Origin of the sequence: Acidovorax sp. Root70, from assembly GCF_001428225.1 — a bacterium.
Taxonomy (GTDB): Bacteria; Pseudomonadota; Gammaproteobacteria; order Burkholderiales; family Burkholderiaceae_C; genus Acidovorax.
In genome coordinates this window covers 199,951-224,596 of sequence record NZ_LMHQ01000012.1, presented here as the reverse complement: position 1 = coordinate 224,596, position 24,646 = coordinate 199,951, and the positions used below count along the sequence as shown (strand labels likewise).

The following is a 24,646-nucleotide window of genomic DNA, read 5'->3' as shown; positions in this document are numbered from 1 at the left end:
TTCTCATCATTGGAAAACAACATGGCTATTGATCCAGAGGTTGGCTTTACTGCAGACGTGATTAGGGACCCTGGCCGTTTTGTTGGCCGAACTGAGTTGATCAAAGACTGCGTTGCAGCTTTGAATGCGGCTACAGGACTTATTTCTGTTTTTGGAAAAAGAGGCGTCGGTAAATCATCTTTGCTGCGTCAACTGCAGCAAATGGCGCTGGGTCAGTATTCTTTGGTCAAAAGCGCTGGACTACAGAACCACATTCCTTCCCGTCCAAGAACCTACCTAACTGTCTATTACACGTGCGATTCGCTGATCACAAACGGCCGCGAACTGATTTCGAGGTTGATCAATGATCAGGATCCAGAAGACGGATTGCTCCGCTTGGTGCCAAATGATGGCAAAGAGATCGTTGAATTCTCTCGCGGCAAAGAAGTATCTGGCGGTGCAGATTTAAAGGTGGTGAGTTGGGGTGCGAAGGGTGTCGAGACATCCAAGTACGCCAAGGTTGTTCCCAATGACGTTATCCAGACCTTTCGCAACTTCGTTAGCGCTATTGTTGAACATCAGGTCCATAGAAGGATGAAACGTGATGCTCTCCTGATAATTCTCGATGAGTTCGACGTCATCGCAGACAAGAGTGGTCTTGGTTCGTTGATAAAAAGCCTTAGTACTCCAGAAGTCAAGTTCGCAATCTGTGGCGTAGGACGCGATTTCGCAGATCTCATTGAAGATCACGCGTCGGTTGAGCGACTCATTGAGCAAGGCGTGCTTCCTATACGCCCTATGTCGTTAGCTGAGTCCGAAGGAATCATTTATCGCGCTGCTGAGCTATTTCGGGGCGAGGTTAGGTTCGCTCCAGGGACCGCAGGTGCAATTGCCGCCCTTGCTCAGGGATACCCTTATTTTGTACAGCTCATAGGTAAACAGTGCATTCATGAACTCAATGCCAAGGGCGGCAACGTCATTGACGACAGCATCCTCCAGTCAGTCACAAATGGACTCAAAGCTGGTAAAGCTTTTCCCACTTTGGAGGGGGCTTATCAGCGCGCTATCGGTGGCTCTGAGGGCAGAGCCATCCTTTTGCATTTATTAGCTGAACAGTCCACTGAGTCTTCGACCACTGATGAGATCGGTAGAGTTGTCCTCAAGAACACCAGAACAGTGGCAGAGGAGCTTGGTGTTCAGTTTATCGATCAACTGATGCCCCGTCTGGTCGAGGCCAGATATGGACCTGTGCTGGAGCGTATTGATCAAGGTGTCTATGAGTTTGTCAATCCAGTCCTTAGACAGTACATCCGGCTTCGTGAAGTTGGATGATACCTATCGGGACCGTTGATTTTCGTTGGTTCGAAAACCACAGTCTCCGCCAGCCTTTATTAAGTTGTTGATTTACCGATAAGTCCTTGAAAATCAAGGACTTGTAATCGGAAGGTGTGCCAAGCATGTGTGCCACAAGAAATCAACGCGAAGTGCCCGAAAACTTTTACCGGCCCGACAACGGCCGCACACTGAACTGGTACGTTCGGCTTGTTCCTCCGACCCCGCTAAAAGGCATGCCAGGGGTCCGCGAGTTCCGCAAGTCCACAAGAACATCCGACCTGCGGCGGGCCAAAGTTGTAGGCGCCCGGCTTATCGCCGACAAGCGGGCCGAATGGGATCAACTGCTTGCAAAGGCCAAAGGGCCAGCCATCGGCCCGCGCATCCTGACGTCAGAGCTCATCGACCACATCTGCGCGCGGCGCCTTTACCACTGGATGCGGCTTGACGACAAGGCCCGCTTTGAGGGTGAGGGCTACAACGAGGCCGAGGGTGCGGCACTGACACATCTCTGCCAAGTCACTGACCAGTCGATGCGGTCGGTGGTGCAGCGTGGCAAGGCATCACCCGAATGGAGCAATGTGCTCGAAGCTATCGACCACTGGTGCACTCAGATTGAATGCCCGGTCGAGCGGACGGACACGCTATATCCGCAACTCGTCCGAGCATTTGCCGAGGTCGAACGCGACGGTGCAGGCCGCTTGCTCCGTCGCACTGAAGGCGAGGCTGTCGCCACGCCATCAAAGCCGGACACAAAGGGGGCGGCACTACTCAGCGCCATGAGTGAGCCGTATCGCGAGTACAAGCGGCAAACCGCTGGAGTCAAGCACCTCGGCACGTCGGTCGGCATCTGGTCGCGCCTGATCGCCCACATGGGCGATGTGCCGCTCTCATCGGTCAAGGGCGCCGACCTGTACGAGTTCCTTGAGGCTCGCATGCGTGCGGAAGACAAGCCCTGGTCCATGAAGCACGCGCATGGGCTGGTCAAGCGCACGCTGCGCGAGGTATTCGGCCTGGCGCGTACGCGGGCCTTGCTTGAGGGAGCGAACCCGGTCGATAGCATGGAAGTCATGCCTATGCTGACCGTGCAAGAGGAGCGGGCGCGCATGAAGCCGCGCCACCCCTTCACCGACGCTCAGCTCACTACCCTGTTCACTTCGGATTGGTACCGGGCAGGCGCCAACCGTTGGCGCGGCAAAATGGGACGTGACCTGGCAGCCCGGTATTGGGTACCGCTGGTCTGCTTGTTCCACGGCAACCGCGTGCGCGAAGTGCTCCAGCTCGTTGCCTCTGACATCGGCACCGTTGCTGCCGTGCCAGTGGTGCACTTCCGTGCGGAGCTAGAAGGCCAGCAGGCCGACCTGCTGGCCGCAGGCGCTGCGCGCAGCGTCAAAAACGAGGCAACCGAGCGAGTGGTCCCTTTACACCCCACGCTGTGCGCTTTGGGCTTTATTGAGTTCGTCCAGCAACGCAGGCAGGCCGCTGGCGAGCACGCGATGCTGTTCCCGTCAAGTCTCCCAACGCCAGGCGGCAAGAACCCAATCCTCGGCCGCGCTTACGAACAAGCCTTCCTGCGGTATGTGCGCGACGAACTCGCGTTCGGGCGCGGCTTCGGCAACCACAGCTTCCGCCACCAGCTTGAGGACCGCATCCGCGATGCGCAGCGGCCCGGTCAACAGTGGCCGGCAGGCATGGCGCAGACCTACACCGGTCGCAAGCGCCTGCGTGGCCAGGATGTCGGCCTCATCGAGACGGAGGGCAGCGAATCCGCCTACGGCAAAGGCCACGGCCCGGCCCTGCTGCTGGAATACGTCAAGACCCTCAGCTTCGACGGCGTGACTCTACCGCCGACATTCGCAGCATGGATGGGCGGACCGCGCACTGACAGCCTCTAAGAGCGGAAGAGTACCGTACCGCAGGTCGCGCAGACATGCCGGCGTCGGTAGGAGTCGAACGAGTGAAGAAACAAGCGCCCGCCGCCGCACTTGTGACAGCGGCAAAGGCCATCCTTGACCAACCCTGGGTGCTGCTCGCTGTACTCGTCAAAGGTAGGCAAGCTGCCGTACGCTCGCCAGTAGTCCCACAGGTTCAAGCCGACGATACCGGCGACAAGGGCCATGAACCCCAGCAGTGCGAGAGTGTCATTGGACATTAGCGGCCCCTTTGAAACTGGTGCAAATAGTCGGCGGCGCACGGGTTGTTGGCTTCCATCAGTCTTCTCCTTTAGGGCTGGGGGTCCGTGATGGCACCTCTGCCCGTTGGCGAAACCGGGGGAAGAAAAGGGCAATGGCCGCAGGCCAGGCCGGGGCATTACCCCGCCTGCACGCCAGGAAGGTGGGGAGGGACTGGCTGAAGGGTCCGCGCGATCTCGCGCGGACTGAACCATTGCCCGCCGCGAGGGGCTGGCCCCTGAGGAAATAAAAAAGGGTCCTTCACGAAATCCGAACCAAACATTGAGGACCTAGATGATTCCGAAAGACTCCAACGCCCCGCGCGAGGGCTTCACGCCCGAGGGCTGCACCGCCACCATTCCGCCGCAGAGCGCACGCAGCTGCGAACTGGTCATAGCGGCGCTGGGCCGAGAACTGGCCTTAGTGAATGGCCTGCTGTTCAGCGCCCTGGAGCACCACATTCACGAATACAGCACCCCCGACGAGGTGCGGCGCGAGTGCGAGTACACACGAGGCTGGCGCCGCGCCCAGCAGTTCCTGACCGAACTGCAAGAGGACTGGCCGCACCTGGACGTGTGACGCCGCAGCCGCTCGGCGGATTCAGCCACCCGGCTCGAAAAGGGCCGCCTCGAACGCTGCCCACGCCGCACGGCGCAGTTCACTGGCCTCCAAGGCAACCGCCTTGGAGGCCTTTTCGTTGTCGGCCAGCGCCTTGACCAAGGCCTCTTGCCTGTCGGTCGGTGGCAGCGGCACCGGCAACGCGGCCACTTCGGTGCTGTTGATGGACGCCAGGTTCGTCGTCCGCTTAGCCTTCGACCGAAAGTAGGCCTGCCCGTGGTTGGAATTAATGACCGCGAGCAGAAAGTCGGGCAGCAATTTGGACAGGTCCACGCGGACCCGCAGCACGTGGTTCTGGTGAATGCAGTCTGGAATCTCGCCGCGCCAGATGGCGCCACGGCCCACTAGGTCCGGGCTGTTGCCCTCGCACAGCAGCACGTCCCCATCCATCAGGCGCAGCTTGGGCATGTCCTCGTCGGGCACGTCCATGTACTTAATCTCGGCCAGGTCGAGCACGCCCCGCTGAACGTTGGCTACGCGCAGGTATGGCCTGGAGTGCTTGCCCGGCCGGTTGGCTGGCGACTTCTGCAAGCCGTAGCTGACCTTGCCAACGCTCGACAGCGACACTATGGGCCACTTAGCCGAAGTCGCGGCGGTATGGGTAACGTCCCGCAGCACGCCTTCGTGGCTCCATCGTTCCACATCCTTGAAGCGCGCGATGAACACCGGCCAGTCGGGCAACGGCGGTGGCGGAGCCACCCCAAGCGCCTCCTCGAAGGCGCGCTGGCCCGCTTGCGCGATCAGCGCCGCGTCCGCCTCCTTACTCCCTGCCTGGGTTAGCGCAGCGTCGTAGGCCGTGACCAAGGCATCCTGCTCAGCCAGCGACGGGAGCGGGACGTTCAAGTCCTCAAAGATGTCAAGCTTGACCTCGGTTCGACCGTCGGCCCCAGACCGACTGGCCCACAGCCAGTCCTTGAAGTCCGCAGTCTGCAAGAGCATGCGAAAGTAGCGCGGGTTAAGGCGCGTAAGGTCCGGTCTATAGACCTTGAAATGGGTCGTGACAACCACGTTGTCCCACCCGTCTTCGAGTACGCCGACGGCGCCGTTCTTCAGGTCAATCTTCGACAGAACTACATCGCCAGGTCGAACCCACAGGAGTGGCAACGTGTAGTCAGTACCGGCTTTCACCTTCCGACGCGAAATAGCTCCACCAAAATGGATGGTAATGGGGCACAGCTTCTCAAATGACCACTCGCCTCGGTCAACGCGCTCAGTCCGCGGCTCCAACAAATCGCCTATTCGCACTTGCGGAAGGTGTGGTGCAACATGCAGGTGGGGAATAGAGAAGGCGTCCCAGCGCTCTAGCTGACGCCAGCGGTATACCTCCATCATTGGTTGAACTCCGGCTGTGTCGCTACGGCTGCACCGGACGCCAACCACTCCTTGAACCGCCTGTAGCCTTCAAGCACGGAGGGCAGTGTGTTAGTCACCCCCTCACCAGTGTCGCCCGTGGACGTGATACCGACCGCCTTGGGCGCGGCCACGAACACCGGGTAGTCGAACAGCTCCCGCACCCGCGCCCACAGGGCTGCTGTGTGGGTGGCGTCCACCGCACGGTACTTGGCTTTCAGCTCGGACAACAGCGAGTCGCCAGCCTTGGCTACGGCCGCCATCGCATCCTGTGCTTCGCGTTTGAGCTGGGCAGCGGCGGCCTTGTCCTTCGCGCTGGGTGTGCCCGCCCACGAGGGCTTGGCCTGCTGGGTTGACCCAACACCCAAAGGGTAGGCAGGAGGCTCGCCCTGTGTCCACTTGGGCAGGGTACGAACGACACCCAGCCCGGCCAACTGAGCAAGCAGCGCCGCCGATGTCGGGTCATCGCACGAAACAATGCGGTGGGCATAGGCCGCGTGCAGGTCGTCGCGTTGCCCGTCGAACGTGGGATCAAGCTCCGTATGGGCTTGGTCCCACGCCGCCTGCCAGGCAGTCGCTTCAGCATCGTTGAATTTGGTCATGAAAACCAGCGAGGCCTTGACGGTGGCATCGCTGGACCGGAAGGTCTCCTCGGGCAGACTGACTACGGCCAGCAACTTGGCGCGCCCCTCCGCATAGCGACGCAGCCAGGACAGCGACGGATTGTTCAGGTTGCCGTCTGGCAGTACGATGCCCATGCGCCCACCCGGCTTGAGCAGGTTCAGGCAGCGCTCGACAAATATCAGCTCCGTCGGGCGGTTGGGCTTGCCGGCGCCGATGTCGAACAGGTCGAGGATGGGCGTCTCCTCGGTCTCCAACTGCAACAGCCGGTTGTGGTTTTCCTCCCAAGCCGGGCCGTAGCGCTTCTTGCAGGCGGCCACGTACACCGGGTCGATGGGGATGCGCGTCTCTTCGCTGCCGCCGAGCACCTGGTCCTTGCCAACATTGGAGCCGAATGGCGGATTGGTCAGCACCACGTCGAACCGGCCGTCAAAGATGCCGTTGATGTCCACCAAACCATCGTGGTAATGGATGCCGCCATGCCCGTCACCGTGCATGACCATGTTCATTTTGGCCGTGCGCGCCGCACGGGGCTCGGCATCGGTGCCGTAGATGCACTGCCAGGCTAGGCGGCCCACGCGGGTGTTGATAGGCTTGTTATCCGGGCCGCTGGGCAACAGTTCATGGTTCAGCGCCGCGAAGGCAGCTTCAATCTGCCGCTCCTCCTCTTCCTCGGACAGCTTGAGGGCTTCGATGCGCGCCCGCTCTTGGTCCTTCTTCGCCTGAACGTCCTGCTGGATCAGCGCACGGACATGCTCGAAGGCCCGGATGAGGAAGCCCCCCGACCCGGCTGCCGGGTCGCACACCAGTTCGCCTTCGGCTGGATTCAGCAAATCGACCATAAATTCAACCACGGGGCGCGGCGTGAAGAACTGGCCCAGTTCGCCCCGGAAGGTGGTGCCCAAGAAACGCTCGAAGGCCAGGCCCTTAATATCGTCGCCAGTCTTGGCGAGGTCGAAGCGCTCCAGTTCCTTGACGATTCGTCGGAAGGTAGCTTCGGAAATGTCCAGCTTGTCGGCAGCGGTGAACAGCTCGTCAGCCTGGTAGTAGGCTTTGGTCTGCTCGAACAGGCCATCGTGCACAGCCGGGTCGGTGGGCAGGCGGACGGCTGCACGCCGGTCGAGATAGTCCACGCTGAACGTGCCGTGCTGACCCGACCGCTCGATGTACATCTTGATGAACAGCACCTTGCTGATGGTGTCGAAGGCACGGCCGGGGTCCATCTTGTGCACGTCGCGCAGGATGTTGTGGCAGCTCAGCAGCAAATCTTGAAACTCTTTGCGGTTGAAGGCGCGCAGGGATTCTTTGATTTCCTTCAGACGCTTTGCGTCACCCCAATCGGTGGCCCTGGGTATCTCGTTGATGGCGACGTGGCCGCCCGGCAGGCCGGGCAGCAGCCGGAACACAGAGGTATGCCGGGCATTGGTGGCGACGAAGAACTCGCATCCGGACGCGCGCGTGTAGGACTCGCCTTGGTAATAGTCACGTTCCTGAATTTCGATGCTGTCGGTCTTGCACTCGACCACCAGAACCGGTGCCCTCACGGGCTTGGCGTTCTTGTCGGCGGCGGACTGCCAGACCACGATGTCAGCACGAGGGCTCTTGTGACCGTGCTGCGTTCTGCGTTCCTGGTCGATCTGACCGAGGTCGTAACCGTAATGCTCGACCAAGACTCGGATGAACTTCTGACGGACCACCTCCTCGGGCTTGGTAGTCACGTCGCGCCACTCCTTGCGCAGAGGAATCCACAGCCACTGTTCGACCCTGTGCAAGGCATCGTGGGCGGGCGGGAACGGCGTCGATGGTGCGGTTGTGGGCTTTTTGGGCTTGGTTGCCATGTTTGGGTTCTTTGAGGCTTGACTAAAACTGGGGACTTTACGGAGTTCCCGGCCAACCGGCCGTAAACCACTGGAGCCCCATATGCCTAACATTTTCGCCGCTATTGGTATCGAAGCTGACCTCGAATCCCTGCGATTTAGCGCGTCCACAGCTGACATTGCACACCATGACCCGGAGATTGCCCGATTCGTCGAGCTTGCCAACGCTCACAAGCTGCCGCCTTCCGTCTTTGAGGTGCCAGGCTGCGTGTTCCCCTGGCTCGTCCCCGAGGGCCTGTGGCAAGCCCCAATGTGGGTGCACTGGCTTGGTAACGAATACGACGACGTTATTGACGAGTTGGCTCACGCCCAAATATCGTTTGGTGACCATATCTCGACTGACCTGCTCAAGCGGCGACAAATGCTGTATTGGGGCACCACAACGCACTCTTTCTGCACCAGCGCGCGCGGCCTGCAGGACGGTATCAACGCCTCGGTGAAGAAGGAAGTGTTATCCGTGTTCGTGTCGCCGACTCGGTTCGTGTCGAACCTGGCGCGCCTTACCGAGGTCGATGTGACGCAACTGCAACTGATGCAGGACCACAGTGGCGTGCTATATCGACCACACGACTGGCACTCACCAAAAGAAATGTCGGCGGCGTTGATGGCCTCGGTGCTGCAGGGGAACGAGCCGAAGGCGGACCCGGCAGGCCGAAGCATCGTCCTGCTGAAGAAGCGCGCTTTTCCCTACAACGTGCGCTGAAGCCTCCCGGCTCGCCCTCAAGGCCCGCGACGCGGGCCTTTCTCATTCGTCACGATAAGGGGTAATAGAACTTCCTACCAAGGGAAGAAGTCTTTTCGCTGGATGGTGGTGGAAGCTCTGAGCGAAGGCAAAACACCCCCCAACCCCGCGCGGATCTCGCGGGGTGGAGGTGGTTGCCTTGGCGCCGCTGGACGTATGGAGCCAGCCCGTCGTTTCAGGCGCTGCGGTCGCGTGGGTACGCCGCAGCACATCCGGACTTGCGAGGCGGACTGCACCCACCCCCGACGCGCTTCCGGATGTGCCACCCAGCGCCGCACCCGTGTCTCCCGCTTGGTGCGCTTGAATCGTGGCCGCGGGGTATCGAGCCCTCTCCTCCACGTCTCCTGTAGGGAAGCGGTTTTAAATGCTGGCCACGCCCTGCGCAGGGACAGCTTATGCGACGCCAACGGCGTCGCTCAGGGAGCCGCTGCGAAGCAGTGGGACAAGCGGCCCGCGCCGCGTGGTCCCGGTCGATGCTCCCGCCCTAGCGGGACGAGAGCGGCTGGGGGAGCCGGTGGCCGTAAGCCCGGCCCAAGGGCGTGCCCGCGCCCACGCGGGCTAGGTCATCCGGGGGCATCGCCCCGCCCCCGGCGCAAAGCGGCCGGGCAAGGGGTTTCACAGTCGCTAGACCGGGGCGTCCAGCCCGGCCGTGAGCGGGGGACGTAGGCCCCGCATGACATGACCCGCAGGGGCTTGTGATGCGAGCGGAAGGTGTGTAACCCCTTGCCCGGCCGCGCAGCGGCAGAAGGGGCGCGGTATTCGGGCCGGAGGGGTGCCCTAGCACCCCAGGGAGTGGCCCGGCGTCCAGCCGGGGAAAACGACCGGTCGGCCTCCAGTCCGGCACGATGTGCCGGATTGGACGTAGTGCGCATGCGGGGCAGTCGCTACAGGTCAAAGAGCACAAGGGTGCTCATCAACCTGGAGACAAGCCCATGAACGACACCACCACCTTCCCCACGACCGTACTGCCGACAGGCACACCGGACGACGACTCGGCTCCCGTGACGCAGGACAAGCGCGTCATTGGCGAGCGCAACCGCACCGACGTGCTGACATGGTTAGCTCGCTTCGGCTGGCTCACCGGTCGTATGGTCGCCGCATTGGTCTGGTCCGACGCCGCCCAATCGCAGGCGATGGCTCGGCGCATGCTGAAGGCGCTGGCCGACGACAAGCTCATCATCAGCCGACCTCTGCCCAAGGGCGGCGCGGCGTATCTGCTGTCGGCCAAGGGCGCGCGGCTACTCACAGAGCAGACAGGCCAAGCCGCTGAAAGCGGCAACACCCTTGCGCTCGGCAACCCGGTGCACCGGGCTTGCAGTAACTGGTACCTCATCCGTGCCGTGCAGCAAGGCCTTACCGTCGTGACCGAGCACGAGATTGCCAGCGAGCGCGGGCCCTGCCGGGTGCTGAAGGGAAAGCAAGCTGACGGCCTAGTCATCGGCGACGATGGGGCCTGCACTTGGTTGGAGTGCGAAAACTCGGCAAAGTCGCGGCCCGAGCGGCACAAGACCGTGGCCCTGGTGCAGGAATGCGTAGGGAGTGAACGCCAGGTCGAGATTGCGCCCGGTCTGTGGTTAGCCAGGCTCGCGGTGGTCGCCACGAACGAACAAGCCCTGCGGTGGATGGCGGCGTCGTTCTTGGACGCGCACCGCACTGGCCTGCTGCGCGACAGTCAGGTCGCCGAGGTGGACGCCTGCCTGCTCCCCGTAAGCGAGAGCCTGGTCCCCGGTGACGCTGTGGACGGTAACCTCTGGTGGGATGTGCTCGTGCCAGCCATGAGCTAAGGGCGGTTTGTCGCCGGATCAGCGCTTTCCGAGCACTGGGCACCAAAAATCAAGCCAGTTACAAACTACATTGTGGAGAGCTGGCAGAGTGGTCGACTCCACCGGTCTTGAAAACTGGCCGCTCGCGAGGGTTCTAGGGTTTGAATCCTTGGCTCTCCGCAAATCTAATTAGGCCCCATGTGGTATATCCCCATGGGGCCTTTTTTTATCCTCCAGCAGTAGCGTCTGTTACATCCAATTTAGAAATCAGTCTGGCTGCAAAGTTGTAGCAGTCAGCATGCGCGCTAGCTCCACACAGATATCGAAGTAGAAAATAGGGTCCATTTCTTGGATAGCCCACAACCCATCATCGTTTTCGCTGACGCCATTTACCCACCAGTCCAGTCTGTTAAGCAGCATTAACAGGTTATCAGTTTCACCGTTAACTTCTTCAAGGCATTTTTGAAACAAGCGGCCAGCCCATACTTCAGCTCTACGCCGCTGTCCAATCCACATCGCAATGCCGTCTAGACACTGAGAAGTTGTAACGCTAGCGGCGCTCAACTTGTCGTCAAGACAGGAACCCTCAAAAGGAAGTTTACGGACGGCAGCTAGCACCGACTCTGCGTGAATCGCATTCCAAGAGGAAGCGCTGAAGCACTCGAAATCGTACTCAGATATCAAGTTCCGGGTAATTCGTTCGGCGGGGGAAAGTTTATTCAGTTCGTCGCAATAGTTTCTCATATGACTCCAGTAGCCCGGCCATTAACAGGCAGTTATGGGTTAGTTGAATGGCGGATCGTGCAGTCATGGCCAAATTGTATCCAAAGCAAATACGAAATACAACAATTTCTTGAATTTTCTGATAAATCAAACCAAAGAACGCATTCTTTGATATTCCGCGACCAAAATATTCGTATTTCAATATCGAGTAGCCGGCCCGCGCATCGAACCATGCCCTGGCGGGTGTTTCTTGTGACGGACATCTACCTCTCGTCAACAACGCCGGACAGGTATTAGTTGCAGGGGCAACAGATGCCGCTAGCAACGCGACAAGCTGCGCGCCTGCTTCAGCCCAACGAAATGGGAGCTGTTGGCTCGAACGCCGCGCATTGCATCACCTTGACCACGAAGCGGAGTTGGCATTTCACCTTCTTGCCGAGACTTCGCGGCATGTTCAGCCCATTCGATCTGGAGCGCGCCGCTGTGGTGTCAGATGGACCGCCCCAGCGCTAAGCCTCTGGCAGATACCCGACAAGACTTGCAGTGGTGCATTCAGGTATGCCAAAATAGTGTCTCAGCACACACCTAAGTCATTGATTTATTTGGGTTTGTAGGGCAGTGAGTTAGCTTCTCACAGTCTCCGCCAGTTCTTTGCCCCACACATTTTCGACAGCGAAATGTGCACAAAGGCCGGCACGGCAACCTGCTTGTTGCTGAAATCCCTGCCTTACTCCCGCCGGATTCACAAGAACGCAGTGGCCCCGTAGACTGTCGTTTCACCAAGCCTCGCCACGTCCATGGGCAGGACGCAGAAATTCGGCGCCAGTCCACTGCCGCCAGTGGCCCACATTTCCGCAGGGAGAATGATGTTGTCGCCTGCCATCTACGCCTCGTTCTTTTTCACGGTGGCTCTGTTGGTCACCACCGCCTATTTCTTGATGGGTGGTCTGCCCCTTCTCACACTGAAACATGACACTCCACTGGACGCGCGGTTCGTTCGGGGGTTTTTCAGCGTGTACTACCGTGCGGCGTTTTGGACGTCACTGGGTGCTTTGGTCAGCTACGCGCTCTGGGGCAGGTACCCCTTCGCCATCGGCGTGGCGATCAATGCCTGTGTCGTCGCGCTGTTGCGCAGGCACTTGCTGCAGGCAATGCAGCAACTGGGAGCCCAAATCGAAGCGAGCAGCAGCAGTGCCATCCAGCACTTTCGCCGCGTGCACTCGGCAGCGTTGTTGGTCAATCTGGTGCAATTGGTGGCGATTGTCTGGGGCCTGCTATGGCTATCCCAGCAGCTCAGGTAACGACCTGGACGGTTTGCTTGGGTGCGATGGGCCACTAGCGGCCTCGCTTTACCTGGCCAAGCCCATCGACTGGGGCGCAATCGGGATCAAATCTTCGGGGCGGCACACTTCTTCGGTCTGTGCCAGCCGGATCCACAGACCAGTGCGTTTGATGATGACGTAGTCCACACTGACCGTGCGACCCTTGTAGAGAAATTGCGTGCCGGGTTTGTACAGAATCATTCTTGTTGTGTAGCGCGCTGCGATGGCTGGGTGATGACGGCATCACCGATACCCGCTATGGTGCCAACAGATGGGCTCCGGGGCCTTGCTCCGCAGCAAAGGGCTTACAGTGCGGTCGCTCTTTTCGGCCATCCCCACTAAGCACCCGCTCCGCTCAGCTCCGTGACGCACACTCTCCGATCAATTCATGCAGAGGATTTCTCGCGGCGTGTGGCAAAAAAAAGCCCGCAACTTGCGGGCTGAACACTTGCGCGATGCAAGCGGGAGGGATGTCGAGGGGTATCGACAGGCGGATGTTAGAACGGGGCTCGGCATAGGCGTGTAGGACGAGGCCGATTCCTCTAGCGCCCTGCACGCATGAGCCACGCAGACGATCAGCGCTGCGGCGTATGGACCCTGCCTACTCAGCCGCACAGCATTCGCCATAGAGCCCCGGCTCTCAACTCAGGTGCCATAGATCCGCGCGCAGCCCCTTCCGGTGGCTTTGGCCAGATACATCGCGGAATCGGCCTTGCGCAGGAGTTCTTCGGCCTCGGTGCCGTCGCTGGGAGACAGAACAATGCCGACCGACGCCCCGATCTGCAGGGCGTGCGCTTCGATCTCGGTGGGCTGGCCCAGGGCCTGCACCAAGCGGTCGGCCAGGCGGTGGGCGCTTTCGCGGTCGGATACCCCCCGTTGCAGCAGCGCAAACTCGTCACCGCCCAGCCGCGCCACCACGTCATCCTCGCGCGCGGCCTGTGTCAGTTGCCGGGCCACCCACATCAGCAACTGGTCGCCCACCGCGTGCCCGTAGCGATCGTTGACGGGTTTGAACCCGTCCAGATCCACATACAACACGGCAAAACCTCGGCCCAGGCGATGCACATCGGTGGCGGCTGCCTGCAGCGCCTGCAAGAAGGCGGTGCGGTTGAGCAAGCCCGTCAGGCCGTCGTGCTCTGCGACGTGGCGGATCTGCAGCTCGGCCTGCTTGCGCTGGGTGACATCGGTGAAGGTACGCAACGCGCCGCCGCCCTTGATGGGCACGGTCTGGACCTCCAGGATGCGGCCATCGGGCCGGGGGCGGTCATACACCTGATGTTGGTCGAGCCCGCCATTGCTGTGCAGCAGCATGTCCTGGATATCCTGGGAGGCTCCGTGGAACTCGCCCCGCGCGCGCAGGTAGGCCAGCACGTTCATCAGCGTGGGTTTGGATGCCATCAGTTCGGCGGGCAGCTCCAGCAGTTCCAGCGCGCGGCGGTTGCACAGTTCGACCACGCCGGAGGCACTGATCTTTGCAACGCCCTGGTCCATGTGCTCCAGCGTGGCTTCGAGCAAGATGGATTTCTCGCGCAGCTGCGCCTCGCTGTCGCGGGCACTGCGTTCGGCCAGTGCCAGCAAGCGCTGCTGGCGCTTGAGTTCGGTGATGTCCACATGGGCGTAGAACACGGTGCCGTCGACGCCCTGCTTGGCAATGACGCGGCTCCAGCGGCTGCGGGGCAGAGGCACCTCAAACGGAGCCCCGGCAAAACGCATGTGCTCTTGCAGAGTAGACAGGCCGTCGTAGAACGGCGCCATGTCGCCCTCGCCCGCGACGGACCATGCGTGGCGGTACACCTCATCAAATGCCTGGCCCACGGCAGCAGCACGGTCCGACAGTCCGTACATCAGCATGAAGGGCTGGTTCACCCATTGAATGCGCTGATCTTCGGCGCAGATCATCAGCCCATCAGGGATGCGGTCGAACAGTTCGGTGCTTTCGATCACCTGACTGCGCAGGTAGCCCGGCTCATGGATGTCGGCGCCCGCCGGCGCGGCATCGACAACGGGGGCGTTGGTGACTGAAAGTGCCTCGGCACGCCACACGCGCACCCGCCCCACCCCTTCGATGGGCAACGACGACACATGAACACGCAGCCCCCGGTGCTCGAACTTGTAGGGACGCGTCTGCGCCCGGTGGCGCTCTACGCCGGCCGTGATGTAGCGCTCGATGTTGGGCAGCTCCTGCGCATCAAGCCGCTGGTGGTAGAAGCGGCGCAGATTGGCCTCGTAGGGCTCGCCAACATACACATGCCCCTCGTGCTCCGGAAAGAACTTGAAGAAGGTGCTGTTCCAGGCAATGGTGCAGTCAGCTTCATCGAACGCACACAGGGCCACGTCCAGACCGTCTAGGGTGTCCCCCAAGGCACGGATGAGGCGAAGGCGGGAATCTTCAGGCATGGTCAGGAGGTTCGAAAGGTCACGGTCAACACAAACCCGAGCAACACACTGGCCCCGATGGCGAGGGGGTTGCCACAACCGGTGCGCTACACGGGCCGCTTGATTGTGCGGAGCCGACCCCGCCAGAAACCATCTCAGCGCCCCGCTCCGGCCCACGGCAGTAAGTTGTGTTGCATCAGCACCACAGGTGCTTGATGCGCATCAAGAAAAGCCTGCACCCGTACGACCGGGGGCATCTCCGTTACGGCTGGAAACCGGTCCGTACCGCAACCCACCGCTCAACACGCCAGCGTTCCGCTATGGTGGGCGTTTCGCATTCAGGAGCCTGTCGCATGAAGAAATCCCCACCTTTTGCCCTTGCCTGCTGCCTGGCCCTGGGAGCCGCCGTCACCGGTTGCGCGGGCTACGGACAAACACCGGCATCACCCGCCGGCCAGGCACCTGCGGGCGCGACACCCGGAGGCATGTGCAACGCCCAGCCCGCACAGTTTGCGGTGGGGCAAAACGGCACGGCGTCGGTGGTGGAGTCAGCACGGCAACGCTCGGGCGCCCAGACCGCGCGCATCCTGCGCCCAGGGCAGATCATCACCAAGGAGTACGACACCCAGCGGCTGAACCTGGAAGTGGATGGCAACGGCCGCATCCTTGCGGCAAAGTGCGGTTAAGCCCGCCGCGCGCTGCAGATTGGCTTGAGAGACCCGGTCAGTCCGCCAGAAACAATTCCTGCAGATCGCTCAGAAAGTCAAAGCCCCGCTCCGTCGGCCGCACGCGCGCCATGTCGCGTTCTATCAGGCCCTTGCGCTCGGCAGCCTCCAGACCCTTGGCGATGGCAGTGACGGGCAGGCCCGTTCGTGCCATGAAGTCCTGCAGCGCAAAGCCCTCGCGCAAACGCAGGGCGTTGAGCATGTACTCAAACGGCAGATCGGCGCGGCGCACCTCGTCGTCCTGCGCCACGGCATGTCCGGCCAGGGCGTTTTCCATGTAGCGCGCCGGGTCCCGAAAGCGCACCTGCCGCACCACGCGGTGGGCAAAGCTGAGCTTACTGTGCGCACCCGCGCCCAGCCCCAAGTAGTCGCCAAACTGCCAGTAGTTGGTGTTGTGAAAACACTGGTGGCCCGGCTGGGCATACGCAGAAATCTCGTACCGTGCCATGCCCGCCTGGCCCGTCATCTCGGTGATGCGGTCGAGCATGGCGTAGGCCTGATCGTCCTCGGGGATGGCCGGGGGGAACTTGGCGAAGTAGGTGTTGGGCTCGATGGTGAGGTGGTAGATGGAGATGTGCGGCGGCTTGAAGGCCAGCGCGGTCTGCAGGTCCTGCTCCAGCTCTGGTAGCGTCTGGCCCGGCAGCGCGTACATGATGTCGAGGTTGAAGGTGTCGAAGGACGCGGCGGCCTCCTCTACCGCCGCCATCGCCTGGGCGCGGTCATGCATGCGGCCCAGGGCCTTGAGGTGCTGGTCGTTAAAGCTCTGCACCCCCACCGACAGGCGGGTGACGCCCGCCGCACGGAAGGCGCGAAACCGGTCTGTCTCGAACGTGCCGGGGTTGGCCTCCATCGTGATCTCGCAATCGGGCTCCAGCCGCAGGCGGGCGCGGATGTCGCCGATCAGCCGGTCGATGGCTGCGGGCGAGAACAGGCTGGGCGTTCCACCGCCGATGAAGATGCTGTGCACGGACCGCCCCCAGACCAGGGGCAGCGCGGCCTCCAGGTCGGCCATCAGGGCGTCGATGTAGCGCTGCTCGGGCACCTCGCCCCCGGTGCCGGAACCCGCGCGGAATTCATGCGAGTTGAAGTCGCAGTACGGGCATTTCTTGAGGCACCAGGGCAGGTGCACGTACAGCGACAACGGCGGCAGGCTGGGCAGCTGCAGCAGGCCCGGGCGCATGTAGTGCTGGATGTCGCGCACTACGGCGGGCTCGGTATCGCCCTGCGGCGTGATCGGGATGTGAACCACGGTCAGCGCCTTTCTACAGCCAGCGCTCGCGCATCAACGCGAGCATCTGCGCGGCCGAGCGACCCCGGTGGCTGTGGGCGTTTTTCACCTCCACGGGCAGCTCGGCAAAGGTCTTGCCGAACTCGGGGATGAACATCACGGGGTCGAAGCCAAAGCCGTTGCTGCCCCGGGGTTCGGTGGTGATCTCGCCCACCACGCGGCCCACAGCGATCAGCGGTTCGGGGTCTTGCGGGCTGCGCACGGCGACCAGGGTGCTGACCATGGCGGCGCGGCGGTTGGTCACGCCTTGCAGCTGCTCCAGCAGGGCACGTACGTTGTTGTCGTCGCTTTTCTCGTAGCCGAACTGGGTGCAGTAATACGCAGTGTCCACGCCGGGCAGGCCGCCAAAGGCATCCACGCACATGCCAGCGTCGTCGGCCAGCGCGGGCAGGCCTGTGTGTTCAGAGGCAAACCGTGCCTTGGCCAGGGCGTTTTCGACAAAGGTGCGGAAGGGCTCCTCGGCCTCGCCCACGCCCAGATCGGCCTGGCGCACCAGTTCCACGCCCAGGGGCGCAAACATGGCCTGCAACTCGGCCAGCTTGCCGCGGTTGTTGGATGCTAGAACAATTTTCATGGTCAAAATGGCCGCAAGCGCCAGTGAAATATACGCAAGCAGCTATCAATTAAGGAGTATTTTGCAGGGCCTGCTGCTGCAGCTGCACCAGTTGGGCGATGCCCTGTTCGGCCAGGCCCAGCAGCTGGTCCATCTCGGCGCGGGTAAAGGCCACGCCCTCGGCCGTGCCCTGCACTTCCACATAGTGGCCAGCGCCGGTCATCACCACGTTCATGTCGGTGTCGCAATCCACGTCTTCCACATATTCCAGGTCCAGCAGCGGCGTGCCCTGCACGATGCCGACCGAGATCGCCGCCACGGGTTGCAGCAGCGGCGACCGGGTGATCTTGCCGCTGGCCAGCAGCTGGTTGACCGCATCCTGCGCAGCGACCCACGCGCCGGTGATGGCGGCGGTGCGCGTGCCGCCATCGGCCTGGATCACGTCGCAGTCGAGCTGGATGGTGCGCTCGCCCAGCAGCTGGAGGTCAAACACGGCGCGCAGGCTGCGGCCAATCAGGCGCTGAATCTCTTGCGTGCGGCCTGTCTGCTTGCCGCGAGCGGCCTCGCGGTCGCTGCGGGTGTGGGTGGCACGCGGCAGCATGCCGTATTCCGCCGTCACCCAGCCTTCGCCACTGCCGCGTTTGTGCGGAGGAACGCGCTCTTCCACCGAGGCGGTGCAGAGCACCTTGGTGTTGCCAAACTCGATCAGCACCGAGCCCTCGGCGTGCATGGTGTAGTGGCGGGTGATGCGCACAGGGCGCGGTTGGTTGGCGGCGCGGTTGCCGGTGCGAATGAAAGTGGTCATGGTTCTTGGGTGTTCAGAAAATGCCTTCCAAGCGTCGCCCAAAGCGCACGCCAGAAAACGGAACGGTTCAACTGAGAGGCATCAGCCCAGTGCACGAGGCTGCGCAGCCTCGGCCGGGCCCATCACATCCGTCAGGCTTTGCGGGCCGCAGAGCGGCGAATCGCCTCGTTGATTTCGGCAATCGAGCGCTCGATGGCGGCGTCGTCCAGGTCATCCACCAGCCCATCCAACGGGCCGGCCTGGATGGTGGACGCAAACACGTCATCGCTGATGCTGTCGGTGGACACCCCCTGGGTGGACTCGAACGCGTCTGGCGTCTCCCACTCCAGGGCGATCACCGTCACGTTGTCGCTGCTGTCTCCGGCTTTGCGCAAGGCGTCTTCCACCAGCTCGGGCACAGCGTGCGATACGGTGTTGCGGCCCAGCTGCTTGGCGATTTCGTCGTCACTCAGCGTACCCCACAGGCCGTCAGAGCACAACAGAATGCGGTCGCCCTGCTCCAGGTACACCGGGCCGGTGATGTCGTAGATGGGCTTGGTGGGCGAGCCCAGGCAGGTGAACAATACGTTGCGGTTGATGCGCTCCAGCCCGGGCGGCGGCGTGTTGCGCAGTTCCATGTACGAGTGATCCCGCGTGCGGGTCAGCAGGTCGCCATCGCGCACCATGTACAGGCGCGAATCGCCACAGTGAATCCAGGTAGCAGTACCGGCCTGCAACACCGCCGCGACCAGGGTGGTGCGCGGTGTGTCGAGCATGCCTTTTTCGGTGGCGTAGCGCAGGATCTGGTGGTGCGCCGCGAGCAGCGCGCCCGACAGGAACTCCTGCACATCCTTGAGCTGGGGCTTGGCCTGGCGCTGGAACAGTGCCGAGATGGTCTGCAGCGCGATCTGCGCGGCCACTTCGCCCTCGGGGTGGCCGCCCATGCCGTCGGCCAACACAAACAGGCCCGATTCGCGCGTGTAGCAATAGCCCATGCGGTCTTCGTTCTTCTCGCGGCCGCCGCGGCGGCTGATCTGGAATACCGAGAACTTCATAGGGACTCACGCAAACAAGGATGCACCGGGGCGCCATCCATGGACACATGCCTCGCCCGAACCCGCATTGCGTGCACCTGGTTCATTTGGGCTTGGCTCCGATTCCGGTGGCTTCACCCACCTTCTGCACATTCTTCTTGGTGTCGGACACCAGGGTGTCGAGCTGCAGCCGCATCTTCTCGGCCACGGTGAGCTTGGTGTAGCGGCGCTCCCCTTCGCGGCTGAGCTCCTTTTGCAAGGCGAACACCGACTGGGGACGGGACAGCGGGTCGAGTGCCATGCACCACTCGACCACCTCGATCAGGTTGTCGGAGTACACACCGCGCAGCTTGGTCAGCGCCAGCGACAGGCGGTCCTTGTCCACCCGCTGCGGCGCCTCGTTGGGCGGGAAGCCTTGCATGCAGGCATAGATACAGGCGCCGATGGCGTAGATATCCGTCCACGGCCCCATCTGCGAATCGCGCCGGTACATCTCGGGCGCCGCAAAGCCAGGGGTGTACATGGGGCGGATGAAATTGCCTTCCTTGCTCAGCACTTCGCGCGCCGCGCCGAAGTCGATCATCACCGCCTTGTTGTCGTCGGTAATGAAGATGTTGGCGGGCTTGATGTCCAGGTGCAGCATCTTGTGCTGGTGCACGATGCGCAAGCCGCGCAGCACCTCGTCGAACAGGGAGCGGATGGTGGACTCGCGGAACACCTTCTGAGTCTTGAGGTCGCGGGCGGTGATGATGAAGTCCTGCAGGGTCGCGCCCTCCAGGTAGTTCATCACCATGTAGACGGTTTCGTTCTCGCGGAAGAAGTTCAGCACGCTCACCACCGAGGCGTGCGAGATCTGCGCCAGCGAGCGGCCCTCTTCAAAGAAGCTCTTGAGCCCCAAGCGGTACAGCGAAAGCTTTTCGGGCGGAACTTTGGGCAGCAACTCGCCCGGAGCGCGGGTCGCGAGGGATGAAGGCAGGTATTCCTTGATGGCCACCTGCTGGCCTTCGGCGTCGAGGGCCAGATAGTCCACACCAAAACCACCGGAGGACAACCGGCGCACCACACGGTAGCCGCCAATTGCGGTATCGGGCGGCAAGGGGGCCGGTTTGATTTTTGACATATTTTGCGAAGATGATTCGGGGGTAAGGCGGAACCCGGATAATCGCCGGATCGCAAGCAACCATCAAAAAGTCCAATGCCAGTTTACAGCATGACCGGATACGCCAGCGCACAGCATGGCGCATCTGCCACTGGCGCTGAAACCGACGCCCGCCCCCCCCAGACGCGCAGGCTGGGACTGGAAATCCGATCCGTCAACAGCCGCTTTCTGGACCTGTCGTTCCGCCTGCCCGACGAGCTGCGCGCCATGGAGCCCACGCTGCGCAGCCTGCTCACTGCGCGCCTGAAGCGCGGCAAGGTCGAAGTGCGCGCCGCCCTCGACACCGACGACAACAACAGCCTGCAAGACCCGCCCGCACGGCTATTGCAGCGTCTCAACTCACTGCAGGATTCCGTCCGGGCCTGGCTGCCCAGCGCGGCGCCCCTCACCGTGGCCGATGCCTTGCGCCTGTGCGCCAACGCGCATTCGGGCACCGAAGACTGGACCGAGGCCGTTCCGGCCCTGGCCGAAGAAGCCCTCACCGCCTTGCTGGCCGCGCGTGAGCGCGAAGGCAAACGCCTCGCGACCATGCTGCTCGACCGCGTCAAGCAACTGCGGGCCCTGGCGGAACAGGCCGTGCCCATGGTTCCCCTGCTGGTGGAGCAGCAGCGCCTGCGGTTCATGGAACGCTGGAAAGAGGCCATGGCCCTCACCGACGGCGCCACTCTGCCCGAGGCCGCCCGCGACCGCGCTCTGACCGAAGCCACAGCGTTTGCCATCCGCATCGACGTGGCCGAAGAGATCACGCGGCTGGATTCGCACCTGGACGAAATTGAGCGCCTGCTGAAAAAGGGCGGTGAGGTGGGCAAACGCCTCGACTTCCTGATCCAGGAGCTGCACCGCGAAGCCAACACGCTGGGCTCCAAATCTGCCGCTCTTGACCTCACCCGCATCAGCGTGGACATGAAGGTGCTGATCGAGCAGATGCGCGAGCAAGTGCAAAATATCGAATAACACTCATTTTTTGATAGCGCCTGGCGCACATCAACCATGGACTATCCTGGAAATCTCATCGTAGTGGCAGCCCCCAGTGGTGCCGGCAAGTCCAGCCTGGTCAAGGCACTGCTGGAGCTGGATTCGCACGTTCACCTCTCGGTATCACACACCACCCGCGCGCCCCGCGGCCAGGAGAAACACGGCCGCGACTACTACTTCGCGTCGCAATCCGAGTTTGACGCGATGGTGCAGAGCAATGCCTTCGTGGAATGGGCGCATGTGCACGGCAACCGCTACGGCACCTCCAAGAAAGCCATCGAAGAGCGCATTGCCCAGGGCTCGGATGTGATCCTGGAAATCGACTTCCAAGGTGCGCTGCAGATCAAGGAGGCCTTCGCCAACGCCGTGCTGGTGTTCATCCTGCCGCCCAGCTGGGAAGAGCTGCGCTCTCGCCTGGAGCGGCGTGGTGAAGACACGCCAGAGGTGATCGAAATCCGCCTCAAGAATGCGGCCGAAGAGATGGCCCAAGTCAGCAAATTCGACTTCGTTATAATCAATGAGTTGTTTGAGCGCGCGCTTTTCGACCTGAAAGCCGTAGTTCACGCCCAGCGACTCAAGTACGCCGCCCAGCGCCGCGCCCGTGCTGACACCTTCCAGTCGCTCAATATCACCTGAATCCCCGGAGTAAACGATGGCACGCATCACCGTAGAAGACTGTCTGGAAAAGATCCCCAACCGCTTCCAGCTTGTGTTGGCCGCCACGTACCGCGCCCGCATGCTGAGCCAGGGCCACGCCCCCCGCATCGAAAGCCGCAACAAGCCAGCGGTGACCGCCCTGCGTGAAATCGCTGAAGGCAAAGTGGGCCTGGAGATGCTCAAGAAGGTTCCGGGTTGAACGTTCTGCTGGGCAAAGCCCATCCAAAAGCACCGCGCCAGCGGTGCTTTTTTTTGCCCAAAAGTCCTCTGGCGCTGTCCCGCGCTACATTTAAGGCATGAACGCGGTGCTCAACTCACCTTCTGCAACGCAGCCACGGCCCGGTGAACCGGCCCCGACAGGCAATCTTTCGGCAGCCGCTGCGGCCGCCAATGCGGCTGCGGCCAGCTTCGCCGCACTGACCGACAGCCTGGACTACCTGGACGCCACCAGCATCGAACAGGTGCGCCAGGCGTACCGCTTTGCCGACGAAGCCCACTTGGGGCAATTGCGCAACAGTGGCGAACCTTACATCACCCACCCCATTGCGGTCGCCGCACAGTGCGCAGCCTGGAAGCTCGATGCCCAGGCGCTGATGGCGGCGCTGCTGCACGACGCCATGGAAGACTGCGGTGTGACCAAGGCCGACCTGATCGACCGGTTTGGCGCTCCCGTGGCCGAGCTGGTGGACGGCCTGACCAAGCTGGACAAACTGCAGTTCAACACCCGCGAAGAGAACCAGGCAGAGTCGTTTCGCAAAATGCTGCTGGCCATGGCGCGGGATGTGCGCGTCATCCTCATCAAGCTGGCCGACCGCACCCACAACATGCGCACGCTGTCGGACATGCCGCGCAGCAAATGGGGCCGCATCTCGTCCGAGACGCTGGAAATCTATGCCCCCATCGCCCACCGCCTGGGCCTGAACCAAACCTACCGCGAACTGCAGGACCTGGCGTTCCGGCATCTGCACCCCTGGCGCTACGCCACACTGGCCAAGGCGGTCAACAAATCCCGCAACCGCCGGCGCGATCTGGTTCAAAAAGTGCAAGCGGAAGTGGATGCTGCCTTCTCCAAGATCGGCATGAAGGTGCGCCTGGCTGGGCGCGAGAAAACGCTGTACGCCATCTATCAAAAGATGGACCTCAAGCACCTGAGCTTTGCCCAGGTGACGGATATCTACGGTTTTCGGGTCATCGTACCCACCGTGACTGATTGCTACACCGCTCTGGGTGTTTTGCACCAAATGTACAAACCGGTGCCCGGCAAGTTCAAGGACCACATCGCGATTGCCAAGCTCAATGGCTACCAGTCGCTGCACACCACCTTGGTGGGGCCTTCAGGGGTGAACATCGAGTTCCAGATGCGCACCGACGAGATGCACGTAATTGCCGAAGCCGGTGTGGCAGCGCACTGGCTGTACAAGGCCCAAGACGGGGAAGGCACGGCGGCAGAACGCCTGGGAACCAAGTGGCTGCAGTCCTTGCTGGACATCCAGAACGAAACGCGGGATGCTGCGGAGTTCTGGGACCACGTCAAGGTAGACCTTTTCCCTGACGCAGTCTACGTTTTCACGCCCAAAAGCCAGATCATGGCGTTGCCGCGCGGCGCCACGGTGGTGGACTTCGCTTACGCCATTCACAGCAATGTGGGTGACCGCACCACGGCTGCAAAAATCAACAACGAGCAGGTACCGCTGCGCACTGAGCTCAAGAACGGCGACGTGGTCGAGATCATCACCGCCCCGGTCTCCACCCCCAACCCTGCCTGGCTGGGTTTTGTACGAACGGGCCGTGCACGGTCCAAGATCCGCCATTACCTCAAAACCCTGGCACAAACCGAGTCCGAGGGACTGGGAGAAAAGCTGTTGACTCAGGCCATTCGCGCCGAAGGTTTGGAGCAATTGCCCCCCGTGAATGCAGAGACCCAACCTCTGTGGGACAAACTCTTGCGGTTCACCGGTAACCGTACGCGCAGCGAGCTGATGACTGATCTGGGCCTGGGCAAACGCATTGCCAGCATCGTCGCCAAGCGGCTCATGGTGCTGATGTCCGAGCACGGGCACCGCCCAGATGCATTGCTCATGACCCGTGAGCGCTACACGTCGCACGAAACCCTCTCCCAAGGGGCCGTCACGCTGGATGGCAGCGAGAATGCCTCCGTGCAATACGCCACCTGCTGCCGCCCAGTGCCAGGTGACAGCATCGTGGGTTATCTGGGTCGTGGCGAAGGGCTGGTGGTGCACAACGCGCATTGCAGCGTGGCCAAGCGCCTGCAACACAAAGATAGTGAGCGGTTCATTGCGGTGGACTGGTCGGACGAGCCCACCCGCATGTTCGAAACGGGTGTGGTCGTCACGGTGAACAACGGCAAGGGGGTGCTTGCACGCGTGGCAGCGGAGCTTGCCAACTCTGAGGCCGACATCACCCATGTGGACATGGACGATGAGGCGGCCTTGGACACCACGGACCTGCGATTCATCGTGGCGGTTCGCGACCAGGCGCACCTGGAGCTGGCATTGCGCAACCTGCGCCGCACGCAGGCGGTGCTGCGCGCGGCGAGAATCACGCCGCAGCCCTGACACCTCAGCACGGCGCATCAA

21 protein-coding genes and 1 tRNA gene are annotated in these 24,646 nt (G+C 61.9%); 12 read left to right on the top strand and 10 right to left on the bottom strand.

The window, feature by feature from the left end; translation table 11 throughout:
- The first annotated feature begins 21 nt into the window (after positions 1 to 21).
- The 3 genes from ASD94_RS23115 (at position 22) to ASD94_RS08615 (ending at position 4,061) form a co-directional block, all read left to right on the top strand.
- Complete coding sequence (locus tag ASD94_RS23115) at positions 22 to 1,311, top strand: ATP-binding protein (RefSeq protein ID WP_162255819.1); 1,290 nt, start codon at positions 22 to 24, stop codon at positions 1,309 to 1,311.
- 152 nt (positions 1,312 to 1,463) lie between these two features.
- Positions 1,464 to 3,206: a hypothetical protein gene (locus ASD94_RS08625; protein ID WP_156391376.1), complete on the top strand. Its 1,743-nt coding sequence runs from the start codon at positions 1,464 to 1,466 to the stop codon at positions 3,204 to 3,206.
- Positions 3,207 to 3,776: 570 nt separating this feature from the next.
- Positions 3,777 to 4,061, top strand: a complete 285-nt coding sequence (locus ASD94_RS08615; protein WP_056641337.1) for a hypothetical protein — start codon at positions 3,777 to 3,779, stop codon at positions 4,059 to 4,061.
- Positions 4,062 to 4,082: 21 nt separating this feature from the next.
- On the opposite strand, the gene ASD94_RS08610 is transcribed toward ASD94_RS08615, so the two are convergent.
- Both ASD94_RS08610 and ASD94_RS08605 read right to left on the bottom strand, forming a co-directional pair.
- The gene (locus ASD94_RS08610) at positions 4,083 to 5,432 is read right to left on the bottom strand and encodes a hypothetical protein (protein WP_156391375.1); all 1,350 of its coding nucleotides are present in this window, start codon (positions 5,430 to 5,432) and stop codon (positions 4,083 to 4,085) included.
- Positions 5,429 to 7,909, bottom strand: a complete 2,481-nt coding sequence (locus tag ASD94_RS08605) for an N-6 DNA methylase (protein WP_056641330.1) — start codon at positions 7,907 to 7,909, stop codon at positions 5,429 to 5,431. Before ASD94_RS08605 ends, ASD94_RS08610 begins: the two co-directional genes overlap by 4 nt.
- Before the next feature lie 82 nt (positions 7,910 to 7,991).
- Between ASD94_RS08605 and ASD94_RS08600 the strand changes: the two genes are divergently transcribed.
- The 3 genes from ASD94_RS08600 (at position 7,992) to ASD94_RS23515 (ending at position 10,633) form a co-directional block, all read left to right on the top strand.
- Positions 7,992 to 8,651: a hypothetical protein gene (locus tag ASD94_RS08600; protein WP_056641326.1), complete on the top strand. Its 660-nt coding sequence runs from the start codon at positions 7,992 to 7,994 to the stop codon at positions 8,649 to 8,651.
- Positions 8,652 to 9,622: 971 nt separating this feature from the next.
- On the top strand, positions 9,623 to 10,474 hold the full coding sequence (locus tag ASD94_RS08595; protein WP_056641323.1) for a hypothetical protein: 852 nt from the start codon (positions 9,623 to 9,625) through the stop codon (positions 10,472 to 10,474).
- A 74-nt stretch (positions 10,475 to 10,548) separates the two neighbouring features.
- A tRNA-Ser gene (locus ASD94_RS23515) sits at positions 10,549 to 10,633 on the top strand.
- 87 nt (positions 10,634 to 10,720) lie between these two features.
- Here the strand turns inward: ASD94_RS23515 and ASD94_RS23510 are convergent.
- Positions 10,721 to 11,197 carry a hypothetical protein gene (locus ASD94_RS23510; protein ID WP_156391374.1) on the bottom strand — a complete coding sequence of 159 codons (477 nt, stop codon included), beginning with the start codon at positions 11,195 to 11,197 and terminating at the stop codon, positions 10,721 to 10,723.
- 845 nt (positions 11,198 to 12,042) lie between these two features.
- On the opposite strand from ASD94_RS23510, the gene ASD94_RS08590 reads away from it, so the two are divergent.
- Positions 12,043 to 12,477, top strand: a complete 435-nt coding sequence (locus tag ASD94_RS08590; protein WP_056641786.1) for a hypothetical protein — start codon at positions 12,043 to 12,045, stop codon at positions 12,475 to 12,477.
- 48 nt (positions 12,478 to 12,525) lie between these two features.
- On the opposite strand, the gene ASD94_RS23840 is transcribed toward ASD94_RS08590, so the two are convergent.
- Entirely contained in the window at positions 12,526 to 12,699 is a 174-nt protein-coding gene (locus ASD94_RS23840; protein ID WP_199226465.1) for a hypothetical protein, read from the bottom strand.
- 444 nt (positions 12,700 to 13,143) lie between these two features.
- On the bottom strand, positions 13,144 to 14,895 hold the full coding sequence (locus ASD94_RS08585) for a diguanylate cyclase domain-containing protein (protein WP_056641319.1): 1,752 nt from the start codon (positions 14,893 to 14,895) through the stop codon (positions 13,144 to 13,146).
- 332 nt (positions 14,896 to 15,227) lie between these two features.
- Between ASD94_RS08585 and ASD94_RS08580 the strand changes: the two genes are divergently transcribed.
- Positions 15,228 to 15,560, top strand: coding sequence for an I78 family peptidase inhibitor (locus ASD94_RS08580; protein WP_082576805.1), 333 nt, complete (start codon positions 15,228 to 15,230; stop codon positions 15,558 to 15,560).
- Between the two features lie 37 nt (positions 15,561 to 15,597).
- Here ASD94_RS08580 and hemW read toward each other — a convergent pair whose 3' ends face one another.
- The 5 genes from hemW to ASD94_RS08555 form a co-directional block, all read right to left on the bottom strand.
- Complete coding sequence (hemW, locus tag ASD94_RS08575; protein WP_200954210.1) at positions 15,598 to 16,848, bottom strand: radical SAM family heme chaperone HemW; 1,251 nt, start codon at positions 16,846 to 16,848, stop codon at positions 15,598 to 15,600.
- 13 nt (positions 16,849 to 16,861) lie between these two features.
- The gene (gene rdgB / locus ASD94_RS08570) at positions 16,862 to 17,461 is read right to left on the bottom strand and encodes an RdgB/HAM1 family non-canonical purine NTP pyrophosphatase (protein WP_056641312.1); all 600 of its coding nucleotides are present in this window, start codon (positions 17,459 to 17,461) and stop codon (positions 16,862 to 16,864) included.
- Positions 17,462 to 17,510: 49 nt separating this feature from the next.
- Complete coding sequence (rph, locus tag ASD94_RS08565; protein ID WP_056641309.1) at positions 17,511 to 18,245, bottom strand: ribonuclease PH; 735 nt, start codon at positions 18,243 to 18,245, stop codon at positions 17,511 to 17,513.
- Positions 18,246 to 18,376: 131 nt separating this feature from the next.
- Positions 18,377 to 19,279, bottom strand: a complete 903-nt coding sequence (locus ASD94_RS08560) for a PP2C family serine/threonine-protein phosphatase (RefSeq protein WP_056641306.1) — start codon at positions 19,277 to 19,279, stop codon at positions 18,377 to 18,379.
- 82 nt (positions 19,280 to 19,361) lie between these two features.
- Positions 19,362 to 20,378, bottom strand: coding sequence for a serine/threonine-protein kinase (locus ASD94_RS08555; protein WP_056641304.1), 1,017 nt, complete (start codon positions 20,376 to 20,378; stop codon positions 19,362 to 19,364).
- A gap of 90 nt (positions 20,379 to 20,468) precedes the next feature.
- On the opposite strand from ASD94_RS08555, the gene ASD94_RS08550 reads away from it, so the two are divergent.
- The 4 genes from ASD94_RS08550 (at position 20,469) to ASD94_RS08535 (ending at position 24,625) form a co-directional block, all read left to right on the top strand.
- Positions 20,469 to 21,371 carry a YicC/YloC family endoribonuclease gene (locus ASD94_RS08550; protein ID WP_056641301.1) on the top strand — a complete coding sequence of 301 codons (903 nt, stop codon included), beginning with the start codon at positions 20,469 to 20,471 and terminating at the stop codon, positions 21,369 to 21,371.
- 36 nt (positions 21,372 to 21,407) lie between these two features.
- Complete coding sequence (gmk, locus tag ASD94_RS08545) at positions 21,408 to 22,028, top strand: guanylate kinase (RefSeq protein ID WP_056641300.1); 621 nt, start codon at positions 21,408 to 21,410, stop codon at positions 22,026 to 22,028.
- A gap of 16 nt (positions 22,029 to 22,044) precedes the next feature.
- Positions 22,045 to 22,248 (top strand): DNA-directed RNA polymerase subunit omega, encoded by a 204-nt coding sequence (gene rpoZ / locus ASD94_RS08540; protein ID WP_005794722.1) that lies wholly within the window; start codon positions 22,045 to 22,047, stop codon positions 22,246 to 22,248.
- Between the two features lie 97 nt (positions 22,249 to 22,345).
- Entirely contained in the window at positions 22,346 to 24,625 is a 2,280-nt protein-coding gene (locus tag ASD94_RS08535; RefSeq protein WP_056641297.1) for a bifunctional (p)ppGpp synthetase/guanosine-3',5'-bis(diphosphate) 3'-pyrophosphohydrolase, read from the top strand.
- Positions 24,626 to 24,646: the final 21 nt, after the last annotated feature.